General features: G+C 58.8%; 15 protein-coding genes. 8 read left to right on the top strand and 7 right to left on the bottom strand.

Translation table 11 applies throughout. The annotated features are described in order from the left end of the window. Nucleotides 1-35 precede the first annotated feature (35 nt). The 8 genes from murC (at nt 36) to mutT (ending at nt 10099) form a co-directional block, all read left to right on the top strand. Nucleotides 36-1490 (top strand): UDP-N-acetylmuramate--L-alanine ligase, encoded by a 1455-nt coding sequence (murC, locus tag ACTG2G_RS09055; protein WP_421387532.1) that lies wholly within the window; start codon nt 36-38, stop codon nt 1488-1490. Between the two features lie 97 nt (nt 1491-1587). Then, nucleotides 1588-2340, top strand: coding sequence for a cell division protein FtsQ/DivIB (locus ACTG2G_RS09050; protein ID WP_005336149.1), 753 nt, complete (start codon nt 1588-1590; stop codon nt 2338-2340). Further along, nucleotides 2321-3580, top strand: coding sequence for a cell division protein FtsA (gene ftsA / locus ACTG2G_RS09045; protein WP_005336148.1), 1260 nt, complete (start codon nt 2321-2323; stop codon nt 3578-3580). Before ACTG2G_RS09050 ends, ftsA begins: the two co-directional genes overlap by 20 nt. Nucleotides 3581-3619: 39 nt before the next feature. Beyond that, nucleotides 3620-4771, top strand: a complete 1152-nt coding sequence (gene ftsZ, locus ACTG2G_RS09040; protein ID WP_005336147.1) for a cell division protein FtsZ — start codon at nt 3620-3622, stop codon at nt 4769-4771. Nucleotides 4772-4870: 99 nt separating this feature from the next. After that, nucleotides 4871-5794 (top strand): UDP-3-O-acyl-N-acetylglucosamine deacetylase, encoded by a 924-nt coding sequence (gene lpxC / locus ACTG2G_RS09035; RefSeq protein ID WP_005336146.1) that lies wholly within the window; start codon nt 4871-4873, stop codon nt 5792-5794. Between the two features lie 140 nt (nt 5795-5934). Beyond that, nucleotides 5935-6840 (top strand): M23 family metallopeptidase, encoded by a 906-nt coding sequence (locus tag ACTG2G_RS09030; RefSeq protein ID WP_005355107.1) that lies wholly within the window; start codon nt 5935-5937, stop codon nt 6838-6840. A gap of 59 nt (nt 6841-6899) precedes the next feature. Further along, nucleotides 6900-9620 carry a preprotein translocase subunit SecA gene (gene secA / locus ACTG2G_RS09025; protein ID WP_005336144.1) on the top strand — a complete coding sequence of 907 codons (2721 nt, stop codon included), beginning with the start codon at nt 6900-6902 and terminating at the stop codon, nt 9618-9620. 74 nt (nt 9621-9694) lie between these two features. Continuing rightward, nucleotides 9695-10099 (top strand): 8-oxo-dGTP diphosphatase MutT, encoded by a 405-nt coding sequence (mutT, locus tag ACTG2G_RS09020; protein ID WP_040068921.1) that lies wholly within the window; start codon nt 9695-9697, stop codon nt 10097-10099. Between the two features lie 78 nt (nt 10100-10177). Here the strand turns inward: mutT and yacG are convergent, their stop codons facing one another. The 7 genes from yacG to ACTG2G_RS08985 form a co-directional block, all read right to left on the bottom strand. Further along, the gene (gene yacG / locus ACTG2G_RS09015) at nt 10178-10372 is read right to left on the bottom strand and encodes a DNA gyrase inhibitor YacG (protein ID WP_005336142.1); all 195 of its coding nucleotides are present in this window, start codon (nt 10370-10372) and stop codon (nt 10178-10180) included. A 9-nt stretch (nt 10373-10381) separates the two neighbouring features. Further along, entirely contained in the window at nt 10382-11104 is a 723-nt protein-coding gene (gene zapD / locus ACTG2G_RS09010) for a cell division protein ZapD (RefSeq protein WP_236356082.1), read from the bottom strand. A 37-nt stretch (nt 11105-11141) separates the two neighbouring features. Continuing rightward, entirely contained in the window at nt 11142-11756 is a 615-nt protein-coding gene (coaE, locus tag ACTG2G_RS09005) for a dephospho-CoA kinase (protein WP_236356081.1), read from the bottom strand. Nucleotides 11757-11769: 13 nt separating this feature from the next. Continuing rightward, complete coding sequence (locus tag ACTG2G_RS09000) at nt 11770-12642, bottom strand: prepilin peptidase (RefSeq protein WP_279464203.1); 873 nt, start codon at nt 12640-12642, stop codon at nt 11770-11772. A 61-nt stretch (nt 12643-12703) separates the two neighbouring features. Continuing rightward, nucleotides 12704-13945, bottom strand: coding sequence for a type II secretion system F family protein (locus tag ACTG2G_RS08995; RefSeq protein WP_005336136.1), 1242 nt, complete (start codon nt 13943-13945; stop codon nt 12704-12706). Nucleotides 13946-14185: 240 nt separating this feature from the next. Beyond that, nucleotides 14186-15901, bottom strand: a complete 1716-nt coding sequence (gene tapB, locus ACTG2G_RS08990) for a PilB family type IVa pilus assembly ATPase TapB (RefSeq protein WP_439985892.1) — start codon at nt 15899-15901, stop codon at nt 14186-14188. Continuing rightward, entirely contained in the window at nt 15895-16314 is a 420-nt protein-coding gene (locus tag ACTG2G_RS08985) for a pilin (protein WP_439985384.1), read from the bottom strand. The genes tapB and ACTG2G_RS08985 overlap by 7 nt, the downstream gene beginning before the upstream one ends. Between the last annotated feature and the right edge of the window lie 104 nt (nt 16315-16418).

Below are 16418 nucleotides of genomic sequence, written 5' to 3'. Positions count from 1 at the left end.
CGGCACATGGCCTGCGGCAGACTAAAGAGACGATTATGACCAAGGTTGAACTGGCAAAACTGCGTACTGTGATCCCCGAAATGCGTCGCGTGCGTCGTATCCACTTTATCGGCATCGGTGGTGCCGGTATGGGCGGGATCGCCGAAGTGCTTGCCAACGAAGGGTATCAGGTAACGGGTTCTGATCTGGCTCGCAACGCCGTGACCGAGCGGTTGGCCGGACTGGGCGCCCACATCTTTGTCGGCCACAGTGCCGAACACGTTGAGGGTGCCAGCGTGGTGGTGGTCTCTACCGCCATCAAGCAGGACAACCCGGAGCTGCTGGCTGCCCGTGAACTGCGGATCCCGGTGGTGCGCCGCGCCGAGATGCTGGCCGAGCTGATGCGTTTCCGTCACGGTATCGCCATTGCCGGTACCCACGGCAAGACCACCACCACCAGTCTGGTGGCGAGCATCTATGCCGAAGCCGACCGCGATCCGACCTTCGTCATCGGTGGCCTGCTCAACAGTGCCGGCACCAATGCCCGCCTGGGCAGCAGCCGCTACCTGATTGCCGAAGCGGACGAGAGCGACGCCTCTTTCCTGCATCTGCAGCCGATGGTCTCTATCGTGACCAACATCGAAGCGGATCACATGGACACCTACGGCGGTGATTTCTCCAAGCTGAAGGCCACCTTCATCGAGTTTCTGCACAATCTGCCCTTCTACGGACTGGCGGTGGTCTGCATCGATGATCCGGTGATCCGTGGCATGTTGCCCGAGATTGCCCGTCCGACCCTGACCTACGGTCTCTCTGACGATGCGGATGTGCAGGTGCTGGATTTTGTCCAGACCACCAACCACAGCTGCTTCCGTGTTCGCCGCAGAGAGGCGGGTGAGCTGCTGGTGACCCTCAATTTGCCGGGTATTCACAACGCATTGAACGCCGCAGCGGCGATAGCTGTCGCGACAGAGGACGGTGTTAGCGACGAGGCCATCATCTCTGCTCTGGCCAAATTTGAAGGGGTCGGTCGTCGCTTCCAGCAGTATGGCGAGTTTGAAACCGGTCGCGGCAAGGCGATGCTGGTGGACGATTATGGACACCACCCGAGCGAAGTGAAGGTCACTATCAATGCCGCCCGTGCCGGTTGGCCCGAGAAGCGTCTGGTGATGGTGTTCCAGCCGCACCGTTATACCCGCACCCGCGACCTCTACGAGGACTTCGCCGATGTGCTCTCCAAGGTAGACGTGCTGGTGATGCTGGAGGTTTATGCTGCCGGCGAGGATCCGATCCCGGGGGCTGACGGTCGTGCGCTGTGCCGCTCCATTCGCTCGCGCGGCAACCTGGAACCCATCTTCGTTGCCACCCCGGATGACGTACCGGCGGTACTGGCTGACCTGATTGGTGAAGGGGATCTGGTGCTGACCCAGGGGGCGGGGAACGTCGGGGCGCTGGCTCGTCGTCTTGGCGAGATGAAATTGAGCATAGATAGCATGAAATCTGGTGCCTGAGGGCCCAATGAGTATTTTGACCGCCAAGCCGGGGCCTATATAATGGCGAACCGGTCTGTCAAAGGCCGGTTTAGCGCGTTACACGGGGATCGAACGGGTGGAGGCAAGGGCACAGGGGCGCACCAAGGGTGGCTTCATCGCAGGGGTAGCATTTTTCCTGCTGGTGATATGGGGCTGCTACCGGACGGCGCTGGATGTTAAAGGTTGGCTGACAGATGCCAACCGGTTGCCCATGAGCGAGCTGTTGCTGCAGGGGCAACACCAGTATTTGCAAACCGAAGAGCTGCGGATGGCCGTACTGGATGGCGCCGAGCTGCGCAACTTCTTCGAATTGGACGTCAACGAATTGCAGGCAAGGCTCAACGCCCTGCCATGGGTGGCCTCGGTCTCGGTACGAAAGAAGTGGCCGAACAAGATCAAGATCTACCTCACGGAACAAGATGTGGCGGCGCGTTGGAATGGCAACCGCTTCGTCAACACCAAGGGCAAGGTATTCAGTGCCCCGGATCGGGTCAAGACACCGCTGTTGCAGCTGTCAGGGCCGGATGACCAGGCCGCCCGGGTGTTGAAAGAGAGTCGGCAGTACGAGTCGCAACTGGCTGCCAAGGGATACAAGTTGCTGGGGGTGAATCTGACCCCCCGCCATGCCTGGGAACTGACCCTGGATGGCAATATCAAGCTGTTCCTGGGACGCAATGACATTGCGCTCCGGCTGCAGCGGTTTATCGATGCCTTCCCGGTTATCGAACCTCGTGCGCAAGTCGCCTACGTGGATCTTCGATACGACACCGGAATGGCAGTTGGCTGGAAGAAGAGCGAAGAGAAAGTGCATGACCAACACCGCAGATAGGAATTTGATTGTCGGACTGGATATCGGCACAACCAAGGTGGCGGTTCTGGTCGGGGAAGTATTGCCGGACGGTGAACTGAACGTCATCGGTATGGGCAGTCACGCTTCTCGCGGAATGGAGAAGGGCGGGGTCAATGACCTCGACTCCGTGGTCAAGTCACTGCGCCGTGCGGTGGAAGAGGCCGAGATGATGGCGGATTGCCAGATCAGCTCGGTCTATCTGGGGTTGTCCGGCAAGCATATTGATTGCCGCAACGAGACCGGCATGGTGCCCATTTCCGATGAAGAGGTGACCCAGGAGGATGTGGACAACGTGATCCACACTGCCAAGTCGGTTCGCCTCTCCGATGAGCTGCGTGTGCTGCATGTACTGCCTCAGGAGTTTGCCATCGATTATCAGGAAGGGATCAAGAATCCGGTCGGCCTCTCCGGTGTGCGGATGGCAGCCAAGGTTCACCTGATCACCTGCCACAACGACATGGCTCGCAACATTGAGAAATGTGTGGAGAAGGTCGGCTTGCGCGTGGATCAACTGATCTTCTCCGCGCTGGCCTCCAGCTATGCGGTGTTGACCGAAGACGAGAAAGAGCTAGGTGTCTGCGTGGTGGACATCGGTGGCGGTACCATGGACATGTCGCTGTTTACCGGCGGTGCCCTGCGCCACACCAAGGTGATCCCGTACGCTGGCAGCACTGTGACCAGCGACATCGCCTACGCCTTCGGCACGCCGCCGCTCGACGCGGAAGCGATCAAGGTGCGCTACGGTTGCGCCCTCGGCCGTCTGGTCAGCAAGGAAGACAATATTGAAGTACCCAGTGTCGGCGGTCGCCCGGCGCGCAGCCTGCAACGGCAGACACTGGCTGAAGTGATTGAGCCCCGTTACACCGAGTTGCTCTCCATGGTGAATGATGAGCTGGTGCGGGTACAAAGCGAGTTGAAAGCGCAGGGGGTCAAGCATCAGCTGGCAGCCGGTGTGGTCTTGACCGGCGGCGCTGCCCAGATTGAAGGCATTGTGGAGTGTGCAGAGCAGATCTTCCAGAGCCAGGTCCGGGTGGGAGAGCCCATGAACATACGTGGTTTGAGTGATTACGTGCAGGCACCGGTGTACTCGACTGCGGTCGGGTTGCTGCAATATGGCCGCACCCATCAAGCCACAGGTAGCAATAAAGAATATGCCGCCAAGGCAAGCGTCGGTGGCCTGGTCAAACGGGTTAGCAACTGGCTGCGTGGCGAGTTCTAAGAATTTTGCTGAGTCAGGCAAATAAAGCGGAGAGACAACATGTTTGAATTTATGGATAGCCACACTGACGAAGCCGTCATTAAAGTGATCGGTGTAGGTGGCGGCGGCGGTAACGCTGTCGAGCACATGGTTCGTCAAAATATTGAGGGTGTTGAGTTCATTACCGTCAACACCGACGCCCAGGCACTGCGTAACTCCAGCGCCAACACTACCCTGCAGATCGGCGGTGGCATCACCAAGGGTCTGGGTGCCGGCGCCAATCCGGAAGTGGGTCGTGATGCGGCCATGGAAGATCGCGAAGCGCTGCGTGAGCTGCTGACCGGTTCCGACATGGTGTTCATCGCCGCCGGTATGGGCGGTGGTACCGGTACCGGTGCTGCGCCGATCGTGGCCGAAGTGGCACGCGAGATGGGCATCCTGACCGTTGCTGTGGTGACCAAGCCGTTCTCCTTTGAAGGGAAGAAGCGGATGGGTTTCGCCGCCCACGGTATCGAAGAGCTCTCCAAAAACGTCGACTCCCTGATCACCATCCCCAACGACAAGTTGCTGAAGGTGCTGGGTCGCGGTATCTCCCTGCTGGATGCCTTCAAGGCGGCCAACGATGTACTGCTTGGCGCGGTCCAGGGCATTGCCGAGCTGATCACCCGTCCGGGTTTGATCAACGTCGACTTCGCGGACGTGCGTACCGTTATGCGCGAAATGGGTACTGCCATGATGGGTACTGGTTCCGCCTCTGGTGATGACCGTGCCGAAGAAGCGGCCGAGAAAGCCATCTCCAGCCCGCTACTGGAAGATGTGGATCTGGCTGGTGCCCGTGGCATCCTGGTCAACATCACCGCCGGTATGGACATGACCATCGAAGAGTTCGAAACCGTGGGTAACGCGGTCAAGGCCTTCGCTTCCGAGAACGCCACTGTAGTTGTGGGTACCGTAATCGATCCGGAAATGCACGACGAACTGCGTGTGACCGTGGTTGCTACCGGTATCGGTGCCGAGCGCAAGCCGGACATCACCCTGGTCAAGAGCAGCCAGGTGCAAGAGCGCCCGGTGCGTCAGCCGCTGGTTAGCGACATGATGCAAGGCCGCGTGATGGACGAAGCCCCGGCCAAGGTGGTCAACGCCGAGCCGCAAGCTCGTCGTGAACCGGATTACCTGGATATTCCGGCGTTCCTGCGCAAGCAAGCTGACTAAGTCTCTTATGGCTCTCGTTTGTTTGTTGTTCAAGGAATGTGCTAAGATGGTCTGCCAACGACCATCTGGTCCGGATTTTAAGCTGTTTAGGGTACACCCATGATTAGACAAAGAACCTTGAAAACGAGTGTACAGGCGACTGGTGTCGGCCTGCATTCGGGCCGGAAAGTCACCATGACGTTCCGTCCGGCGCCTGTGAACACAGGGATCGTTTACTTGCGTACCGACCTGAATCCTGTGGTGGAGCTGCCAGCCAATGCCGATCAGGTGCGCGATACCGTGCTCTGTACCGCTCTGGTCAACGAAGCCGGTGTCCGTGTCTCTACCATTGAGCACCTCTCTGCCGCGCTGGCCGGGATGGGGATCGACAACCTCTACGTTGAGGTTGACGCGCCCGAGATCCCGGTAATGGACGGTAGTGCGCATCCCTTTATCTACCTGCTGCAGGAAGTCGGGATCCGTGAGCAGAATGCTGCCAAGCAGTTTGTGCGGATCAAGAAGAGCATCCGGGTTGAAGACGGCGACAAGTGGGCGGAATTCCACCCCTATCGCAACGGCTTCAAGATGGATCTCGAGATCGATTTCCAGCATCCGGTCTTTGAAGGGCGCAATCAGCGTTGCGTACTGGATTTCTCCGGTGCCTCCTTCGTGAAAGAGATCAGCCGTGCCCGTACCTTCGGGTTTATGCGTGATATCGAGTACCTGCGTTCCCAGAACCTGGCGCTGGGCGGAAGCCTGGAAAACGCCGTGGTACTGGACGACTATCGGGTGCTGAACGAAGACGGTTTGCGTTATGAGGACGAGTTCGTCAAGCACAAGATGCTGGACGCGATCGGTGACCTCTATATGTGTAACCGCAGCATCATCGGTGAGTTCCGTGCCTACAAGACCGGACATGCCCTGAACAACAAGCTGCTGCGTGCCTTGCTGGCCGAGCAGGAGGCTTGGGAACTGGTGACCTTCGAGGGTGAGGGCGACAAAGCGCCTATCGCTTACTACGATAACGGTCTGGTTCTGGCCTGATAGCTGTGCAACGGAACGTCGGTCCTCTCTCCGCACCGACGTTCCGTCATTTGTTTACTCCATCCTTTAATACCGATTATCTCCCGGTTTTATTTCCCGTGCAGGCTCCTGGCCGCACCTGACCGAGCAGACTGATTTCTATGAGCATTACCCTGATCCTCCACGGCAAGCAGCGACGCAAGTTGCACCTGCCCAAACAACGTCTGGCCTGGGTCGGCGGTATTCTCTTCTCCCTGTTGGCCCTTGGTGGTGGTTGGCTCTGGCAGAGCTGGCACCAGAAAATGGAGGCGCTGGAAGTGGCGCTTGCCGTTGCCGAGCAACAGTCCGTTGACCAGAGTGGTGACGAAGCCCGTGAACAGTTGGCGATGCTGGCTGCTCAGGTGGGCACCATGCAGGGTCAGCTTGGCCGTCTCAATGCCCTCGGTGAACGATTGACCGAGCAGGCCGATCTCGATCCCGACGAGTTCAATTTCAAAGAGCTGCCCCCCATGGGCGGCCCTTCTTATGATGAAGAGCTGGAAGTGAGCCTCAACGAGCTGCAAGCCTCGATGAAGCACCTCAGCCAGCAGCTCAGCAGCCGTGAAGAGCAGCTGTCGGTACTTGAATCTTTCATCATGAATCACCATATCACCGATGCCGGTTTTATTTCCGGCACGCCAGTCAAACAGGAGCGAGTTTGGGTCTCGTCCGGGTTTGGTGGACGGGTCGATCCGTTCAACGGGCGTGCCAAGATGCACAAAGGGGTCGATTTCCGTGGCAAACCCGGAACCCCGATTCTGGCCACCGGGCCCGGCATTGTCAGCTGGGCGGGCCGTCATCCGGAATTTGGCAATATGGTGGAGATTAATCACGGCAATGGCCTGGTCACCCGCTATGCCCACAACTCCAAGTTGCTGGTCGAGGTGGGCACCCTGGTTGATCAGGGTCAGAAGATTGCCTTGATGGGACGCACCGGTCGCGCGACCGGGGTCCATCTGCATTACGAAGTGTTGAAAGATGGTCGTCAGGTCAACCCCGCACGCTTTCTCAGTGCCAGACGGGGTTAGGTTTTTTTCTTCAGGTTCCAGTGACGGAACGCTTTTATAACCAGAAATAGTTGGTACCCATGATTAGCACACTGCTTACCAAGATTATCGGCAGCCGGAACGACAGAACGCTCAAGGCTTTGCGCAAAATTGTAAAACAGATCAATGCCATGGAGCCGCAGTTCGAGGCTCTCTCCGATGCCGAGTTGCAGGCCAAAACGGCTGAATATCGTCAGCGTATCGAGCAGGGTGAGACCCTGGAGCAGTTGCTGCCGGAAGCGTTCGCGACCGTGCGTGAAGCCTCCAAGCGGGTGTTTGGCATGCGCCACTTCGACGTGCAGCTGATCGGCGGCATGGTGCTGAACTCCAACCGCATCGCGGAAATGAAAACCGGTGAAGGTAAAACCCTGACCGCCACCCTGCCAGCTTACCTGAACGCCCTGAGCGGCCGTGGCGTCCACGTCGTGACGGTGAACGACTACCTGGCCAAGCGTGATGCGGAAGCGAACCGTCCGCTGTTCGCCTTCCTCGGCATGACTGTCGATTGCAACGTGCCCGGTATGGACGCATCCCAGAAGCGTGACGCCTACGCCGCCGACATCACCTACGGTACCAACAACGAATTCGGTTTTGACTACCTGCGCGACAACATGGCGTTCTCGCCGGAGCAGCGCGTGCAGCGTCCGCTCAACTACGCGCTGGTGGACGAAGTCGACTCGGTGCTTATCGATGAAGCCCGGACTCCGCTCATCATCTCCGGTCCGGCCGAAGATAGCTCCGAGCTCTATATTCGCGTCAACAAGCTGATCCCGCTGCTGGTCAAGCAGGACAAGGAAGACACCGAAGAGTACACCGGCGACGGTCACTACACAGTAGACGAGAAGAACCGTCAGGCCCTGCTGACCGAAAACGGTCAGATCTTCGTGGAAGAGCTGCTCAAGAAAGAGGGGCTGCTGGATGAGAACGACTCCCTGTTCTCCGCCTCCAACATCAGCCTGCTGCACCACGTCAACGCCGGTCTGCGCGCTCACACCCTGTTCGAGCGCAACGTCGACTATATCGTCCAGAAAGATGAGATCGTCATTGTCGATGAGCACACCGGCCGTACCATGCCGGGTCGTCGCTGGTCCGATGGTCTGCATCAGGCCGTTGAAGCGAAGGAAGGGGTGAAGATCCAGAACGAGAACCAGACGCTGGCATCCATCACCTTCCAGAACTACTTCCGTCTCTACAACAAGCTGGCGGGGATGACAGGTACTGCAGATACAGAAGCCTTTGAATTCCAGCAGATTTATGGCCTGGATACCGTGGTTATCCCGACCAACAAGCCGATGGTGCGCAAGGACATGGGCGATCTGGTCTACCTGACCGCCAACGAGAAGTATGCCGCCATCATCGAAGATATCCGTCAGTGCGTGGCCAAGGGCCAGCCTGTACTGGTTGGTACTGTCTCTATCGAGAACTCCGAGCTGCTCTCTGGCATCCTGACCAAAGAGAAGATCCCGCACAAGGTGCTGAACGCCAAGTTCCACGCCATGGAAGCGGAGATCGTTGCCCAGGCCGGTCAGACTGGCGCGGTCACTATCGCCACCAACATGGCCGGTCGTGGTACCGACATTGTGTTGGGCGGCAACTGGCAGGCAGAGATTGCCAAGCTGGAGAACCCGACCAGCGAGCAGATTGCCGAGCTGAAAGCCGCCTGGCAGGTGCGTCACGATGCGGTGCTAGCCGCCGGTGGCCTGCACATTATCGGCACCGAGCGTCACGAATCCCGTCGTATCGACAACCAGCTGCGCGGCCGTTCCGGTCGTCAGGGTGACCCGGGCTCATCCCGTTTCTACCTCTCCATGGAAGATACCCTGATGCGGATCTTCGCCTCCGATCGCGTGACCGGCATGATGAAGAAGCTGGGCATGGAAGAGGGCGAAGCCATCGAGCACCCGTGGGTCACCAAGGCGATCGAAAACGCCCAGCGCAAGGTGGAAGGTCGCAACTTCGACATCCGCAAGAGCTTGCTGGAGTTTGATGACGTTGCCAACGACCAGCGCAAGGTGGTCTACGAGCAGCGCAATGAGCTGCTGGATACCAACGACATTTCCGAGACCATCCACGTTATCCGTGACGACGTCTACGGCGCAGTGATCGACGAATACATCCCGCCCCAGTCTCTGGAAGAGATGTGGGACGTGCCGGGCCTGGAAGCACGCCTGAAGGCGGACTTCGCGCTGGATCTGCCGCTGCAACAGTGGCTGGCGGAAGATGACAAGCTGTATGAAGAGAAGCTGCGCGAGCGCATTCTGGATGAAGCCACCAAGCTCTATGCCCACAAGGAAGAGTTGGTCGGCAAAGAGGTGCTGCGCAACTTCGAGAAGGCGGTGATGCTGCAAACCCTGGATGGACTGTGGAAAGAGCATCTGGCGGCCATGGATCACCTGCGTCAGGGCATCCATCTGCGCGGTTACGCCCAGAAGAACCCCAAGCAGGAGTACAAGCGCGAATCCTTCGATCTGTTCACCCAGATGCTGGAAACCCTCAAGCGCGACGTGGTCAGCATCCTGAGCCGTGTTCAGGTGCAGGAGCGCGATGTGGAAGCGATGGAAGAGCAGCAGCGCCAGCAGGCGGAAGCCGCTCCCCGCACCTATACCCACGCCGCTGCCGAGAGCCAGCTGGCCGATGAACAGGCCGCAGGCGAAGAGGGGCACACCACCTTCGTACGTGACGAGCAGAAGGTCGGTCGCAACGATCCCTGCCCGTGCGGCTCCGGCAAGAAGTACAAGCACTGCCACGGTCAGTTGACCTGATCGACGCTATGCCATAACAGGCGGGCCAAGTGCCCGCCTTGTTATTGGTGGCAACAAGCGAACAGAGGTAATTGATGGAACAGAAAAAACGGATCTGGGTGGCGGTTGGCGTCATCGAGAATGAACGGGGCGATATCTTCATCGCCAGGCGCTCCTCCGATCGCCATCAGGGGGATCGCTGGGAGTTTCCCGGTGGCAAGGTGGAGTCGGGCGAGGATCTGCTCACCGCGCTGGATCGGGAGCTGTGGGAAGAGATTGGCATCCGGGTTTTGGATTGTGCCCCCTTTATGGAACTGCAGCACGACTACCCCGAGAAGCAGGTGTTGCTGGATATCTGGAAGGTGACCCGTTTCAGCGGTGAGCCGTTCGGCAAGGAGGGGCAGGATTGTCTGTGGGTGCCGGTGGCCGAGCTGAACAACTACCACTTCCCCGATGCCAATGGCCCGATTGTAGCGCGGCTACAGGGTCTGCTGGCGTGAGCTGGTAGCAATCAACAAGCATCAAAAAAGGGCCAATAGGCCCTTTTTTTGATGTTGCAGAGGCGAGTGACCAGGGGCTTATAGCCACTGATCGCCCTCTTCCGGCTCCGGCAGCAGATCCGGGTTGATCTCCCCCGGGATGCGCTTCTCTTCATCGGCCCATTCGCCGAGATCGATCAGCTGGCAGCGCTTGCTGCAGAAGGGGCGGAACGGACTCTGTGGGCCCCACTCCACTTCGCTCTGACAGGTCGGACACTTTACCTTGGTGACCATAAGCCCTCCTTAGCAGCAGGCGAGCTGGAATGGCACGTCGCCAATCGGCTGTTCTGCGGTGGGCAGAAAGCGCAGGGCGAAGCGGTTCTTGTGGCCGCTCAGGGTTGGGTAGCAGCACAGATTGCCCGGCAGCTTGATGCGGATCAGCTCGGCGCTCTCGGCGGTGTCCTGGAAGAAACCGTTGCTGGCAACCTGCTCACTGAAGCTGCCTGATTCACGCCACAGGCGCAGCAGCAGAGTGATGGCATTCATCAGCAGGTTAATATCGCTCAGCCAGCCCTGCATCTGCTGGTGACGGGTGATGGCCGGGGTACCGAGCCAGTGGTGCAGCTGCGGCACATCGAAGGCACACAGACCACCAGGGATGGAGAAGCGCTGGCGGATGGAGCCGAGCAGACGATCCTCTTTCAGGCGGGCACCCGGGCGTGGCGAATTGAGCAGGTTGCGGGAGAGCTGGCTGCTCTCTTGCTGCATCAGTTTGATCTGCTCCAGATCGACGTCGGGCAGGCTGGCCCAGTGGCTCAGACGCTGGCCGAGACGCTCCAGATCCTTGATGAGGTCGGCGCGCAGGTCACCACGCTCAAGCAACTCCTGCAGATCGAACAGCCCTTTGAAGAAGGCGATATGTGCCCAGGATTGTTCACTCTCCAGATTGTCGCGGATCTGGGAAAACAGGGACTCCAGACGAAGATAGGTCCGGCTTTTTTCATTGAGGGGGAAATCGTAAATCATGCCTAATCCTGGCCAGCCATAAACCGGCCTAGTGTACTCACACTTGGCGGCCTTGTTGAGAGGCAATTGCCAGATATGTCTCGTGCAGCGCCAAAATCCGCGTTTTAATCGCCATTTCGCTGCCATTGTGGTTTTCGATGACATCATCCGCCGCGGCGAGACGTTCCGACCGGCTCGCCTGAGCGGCGATGATGGCCTTGGCCTGCTCGGCCGATACCCCATCCCGACGGCAGGTGCGCTCAATCTGGGTGGCTTCGTCCACATCGATCACCAGTACCCGATTGGCTAGGCCGGTGAGTTTGTTCTCCACCAGCAGCGGTACCACCAGCAGGCAGTAAGGTGAACTGGCCGCGGCGCACTGGCGCAGCATTTCGCTGCGAATCAGCGGGTGGAGCAAAGCATTGAGCCACTCCTTGGCCTGTGGGTTACTGAAGACCCGCTCGCGCAGGGCGCGACGGTCGAGTTGACCGCTAGGTTCAATCACATCCGGGCCAAAATGGTCGGCGATGGCGGCAAGGGCCGGGGTGCCCGGCTCTACGACCTCACGGGCGATCACATCGGCATCCACCACCTCGATACCCAGCGCGGCAAACTGATTGGCGATAGTGGTCTTGCCGCTGCCGATACCACCTGTGATAGCAACTACATACATGGGGGCCTCTTGCTCAAAGCAGGGTAGAGAGATACCAGCGGGTGATGGTATCGCCCCATAGCAGGGCGATCCAGCCCGCGATGGCGAGGTAGGGGCCGAAGGGAATGGGTTTGCCCTGATGATGCTTTTGCAAGGCGATCAGGCTGATGCCGATCACGGCACCGACCAGAGATGAGAGCAGCAGAATTATGGGCAGCGCCTGCCAACCGAGCCAGGCGCCCAGCGCCGCCAGCAGCTTGAAGTCGCCATAGCCCATCCCCTCCTTGCCAGTGAGCAGCTTGAAAGCCCAGTAGAGGCTCCAGAGCACCAGATAGCCCGCCATGGCACCGATCACGGCATCCGCCAGCGGCACGAAGCCGCCTGCCAGGTTGAACAGCAGCCCACCCCACAGCAGTGGCAGGGTGAGCTGGTCGGGCAGCAGCATCTTGTCGAGATCGATGAAGGTGAGGGCGACCAGCACCCAGGTCAGCAACAGGGCGGCCAGCGTCCCCCAGCCCGGCGTTATGACCATGGCAACGGCCACCGAGAGCAGGGCGGTCAGCAGCTCTACCAGCGGATAGCGGGCCGAGATGGGGGCCTGACAGTCGCGGCAACGCCCTTTGAGCCAGAGCCAGCTCAACAGCGGGATGTTCTCCAGCGCAGTGATGGCGTGGCCACAGTGAGGACATGCGGAGCGGGGGACCATTAGGTTGTAGCGCTCTGGCGCAGTGGCCTCCTCATCGGGGGAAAAGTAGCCGTGATATTCGGCCTGCCACTCCCGCTCCAGCATGATGGGCAAGCGGTGGATCACCACATTGAGGAAACTGCCGATCATCAGGGAGAAGAGAAAAACCAGCGAGAAGTAGAGCCAGGGCAAGCTGTGAGCCAGCTCGAGAAGAAGTGTCATAACCAACCGTCAGTCATAAAATGAGGGGGAAGGCATGGTTGTGGAGCCATGCCCTGATGAATCAGCCTACCACGTCGCCAAGCTTGAAGATGGGCAGGTACATGGCAATAACCATACCGCCGACCAGCACCCCGAGCACCACCATGATGAGGGGTTCCAGCAGGCTGGTGAGGCCATCGACCAGATCATCCACCTCCTGTTCGAAGATGGTGGCGACCTTGGAGAGCATATCATCGATGGCGCCGGACTCCTCACCGATCATCACCATCTGGATCACCATGTCGGGGAAGAGATCGACGGTGCGCATCGCCACGTTGATCTGCATACCGGCCACCACCTCGTTGCGGATCGCCATGACCGCGGTGCGATAGACATAGTTACCGGAGGCCCCAGCCGCCGAAATCAGCGCATCTACCAGCGGGATACCGGCGGAGAAGGTGGTCGACAGGGTGCGGGCAAAGCGAGCCATGGCCGCCTTGTGCAGGATCATCCCGACCACCGGAATGGTCAGGACGAACTTGTCGGTATTGTCTTTCACCTTCTGGGAGGCCCGCCAGGCCCGCACGTAAAGGAAGATACCAAGGGCGGTGCCACCAAAGAAGACATACCACCAGTTCTGCATAAAGCGGGAGATGCCGATAACAAACTGGGTGAACACCGGCAGCTCGGCGCCGAAGCTCTTGAAGATATCCTCGAACTGCGGAATGACGAACAGCAGCAGGATTGAGGTGACCACGATGGCGACCAGAATGACCATGGTGGGGTAGAACATCGCCTTCTTGATCTTCGACTTGAGCGCTTCCGACTTTTCCCGGTAAGTGGCGATACGGTCGTAGATGGTCTCCAGTGCACCGGATTGCTCACCGGCTTCCACCAGATCGCAGTAGAGATCATCGAAATAGAGAGGATGGCGACGCAGCGCTTCCGACATGGGGGTACCGGTCTCCACATCGGCGGCAATCTGCCCCATCAGCTCGCGCATCGAGGCTTTCTCGTGGCTGCGGGCGATAATCTGCAGGCTCTGCACCAGTGGTACGCCAGCGGAGAGCATGGTGGTGATCTGACGGGAGACGATGGCGATATCCATCGGTTTGATCTTGGCGCCGCCCTTGGAGAAGAGCCCCTGGGATTTCTTGGCCACCTTGGTGACGTTGACCCCCTGCTTGCGCAGTTCGGTCTTGACGGTGTTGATGCTGTCGGCCTGCAGCTCGCCGGAGACCTTCTGCCCCTTGCGGTTTACCCCGTGCCAGCGGAAGGCGAAGACTTTCTTGGGGGCATTGTTCTTTTTCGTTAGGGTTGCCATCTTTGCATCCTGCAATGGGGTTGGTTGTCAGAGTCGGACTCTGCGCGTCACCAACCTGGTCAAGGTGCCCGACTGGCTTGATGCCTGCGGGGTACTGATAGGGTGGGTGGTACCTTCTTGGCGCCAGCCCGGTCACTTGAATATCTGATTACTCTGTCGTTCGGACTATCATCCGTTCCGTGTTCGTGAACGACGAATTCGTTCTGCCAACCAAACCGGCGGGTCGTTCCGCCACATGGATCAGTTGGTGGTGACCCGATTGACCTCGGCCAGACTGGTGATCCCGAGCCGGGCCTTCTCCAGCCCCGAGGTGCGCAGGGTACGCATCCCCTCTTTCTGCGCGATAGCGGCGATTTGCAGGGAGTTTGCCCCCTGCATGATCAATTTGGCGATGTTCTCTGACATCAGCATGATTTCGTAGATGCCGACCCGCCCCTTGTAGCCTCCGGAACACTCCTTGCAGCCGACCGGTTTGAACAGTCGCAGCCCGGCCGCCAGCTGCTGCGGCGTAAAGCCCAGCTCCAGCAGTTCGGCTTCCGGTACCACTTCCGGTGCCTTGCAGTGGTCGCACAGTTTACGGGCCAACCGCTGGGCCATGATCAGGGTGACCGAGGAGGCGATGTTGAAGGCCGGTACCCCCATGTTCATCATCCGGGTCAGGGTCTCTGCGGCGGAGTTGGTATGCAGGGTGGAGAGCACCAGGTGACCGGTCTGGGCCGCCTTGATAGCGATTTCGGCGGTTTCGAGATCGCGAATTTCCCCCACCATCACCACATCCGGATCTTGCCGCAAGAAGGAGCGCAGGGCGCTGGCGAAGGTGAGCCCCGCCTTGGGGTTGACCTGCACCTGGTTGACGCCGGGCAGGTTGATCTCTACCGGGTCTTCTGCGGTGGAGATATTCACCTCGGTGGTGTTGAGAATATTGAGGCCGGTATAGAGCGAGACCGTTTTGCCCGAGCCGGTGGGGCCGGTCACCAGGATCATCCCTTGTGGCTTGGAGAGGGCGCGCAGGTACTGCGCCTTCTGCCGATCATCAAAGCCGAGTTGCTCGATATTGAGGCGTGCCGCCGAGGAGTCGAGCAGACGGATAACGATCTTCTCCCCCCACATGGTGGGCAGGGTGTTGACCCGCATATCCATCGACTTGTTGCGCGACAGCTTCAGCTTGATGCGGCCATCCTGTGGCAGCCGCCGCTCGGCGATATCGAGCCGCGCCATCACCTTGAGGCGAGCGGAGAAGCGGTTGGAGAGGTTAACCGGTGGTGTGGCGATCTCATGCAGAATGCCATCGATGCGAAAGCGCACCCGATACTTGAACTCGTAAGGCTCGAAGTGCAGGTCGGAGGCGCCGCGCTTGATGGCATCCATCAGGATCTTGTTGATGTACTTGACGATGGGGGCATCGTCATCGGCGGTATTGACACTTTCGTCCAGCCGGCTGTTCTCGTCGGAGACCTCGAGTTCGGAGATCTCGGCCTCGTCGATCTCCTCCATGCCGAGGGCGTCGTGTTCGCTCTCCAAGAGCTTGCCGATGGCGGCGGTGAGCTTGTTCTCCTCCACCAGCAGCGCCTCGGTATGCAGACCGAAGCTGAAGCCGAAGTCCTCCAGTGCCGAGACATTGGTCGGATCCGACATGGCGATATAGAGGGTGTGGCCCTGGGTGTAGATGGGCAGCACGTGGTGCTTGTCGATCAGCTTCTGATTGAGGAACTTCTGCGGGATCTCGGCCAAATCGAAGGCGGCAAGATCCAGCAGAGGTACCCCATACTCCAGCTCGCAAAAATCGGCGAGCGCCTTGCTGTCGAGGATCTCGTTCTCTATCAGAAATGTGACAAAGGGTTTGCGCTGGGCCTTGGCCTGGCTTAGATAGCGCTGGGAGTCCTCTTCACTGATCAGCGAAGAGGCGGCCAGGCTTAACGCCAGGCCGCTATTGGGACTAGAGGTCATTATTAGGATTTAGTGCAACCAGGAATAAACTCAGCACACTCCGAAGTAGACGTAATCTCCCATGTCATTTTGGCTGTATCGCTGGTGTCTGGCTTCAGAGTTACTTTTGCCGCAGAGACGGGGCCAAGAGGAATGCTCATAGTAATTGTACCGTTATCAACTTTATTAACACCTAAAGTTCCTGCAGCAGAGGATGCAGCGGGGACACCACTTGAACCGCCATCACATAGGTCGAGAGCGGAGTTAGTCTGGAAGCAAACGGCAACCGCTGTTTTGTAAGGCGCAGCTTCTGCCAACACTGCCGTGGCTTTAGCTTTAGCGGTATAGTTTTGATAGGCGGGTAGCGCAATGGCGGCCAGAATGGCAATGATCGCGACCACGATCATCAATTCAATAAGGGTAAAGCCTGATTGTTTTTTCATTTCAACTATCCTTTTGTCCTTGGTTCCTGGGAAGTGGCGGTAGAAAACCATCCGCACGTCAGTATCTTATCCGAGCTGTCAGGGGTGGCAACAGAGATTGTCCA

Source organism: Aeromonas sp. 55A (assembly GCF_051919665.1).
Taxonomy (GTDB): domain Bacteria; phylum Pseudomonadota; class Gammaproteobacteria; order Enterobacterales; family Aeromonadaceae; genus Aeromonas; species Aeromonas veronii.
The sequence above is the reverse complement of the archived record's forward strand: the minus strand, read 5'-3'. Positions and strand labels throughout refer to the sequence as shown.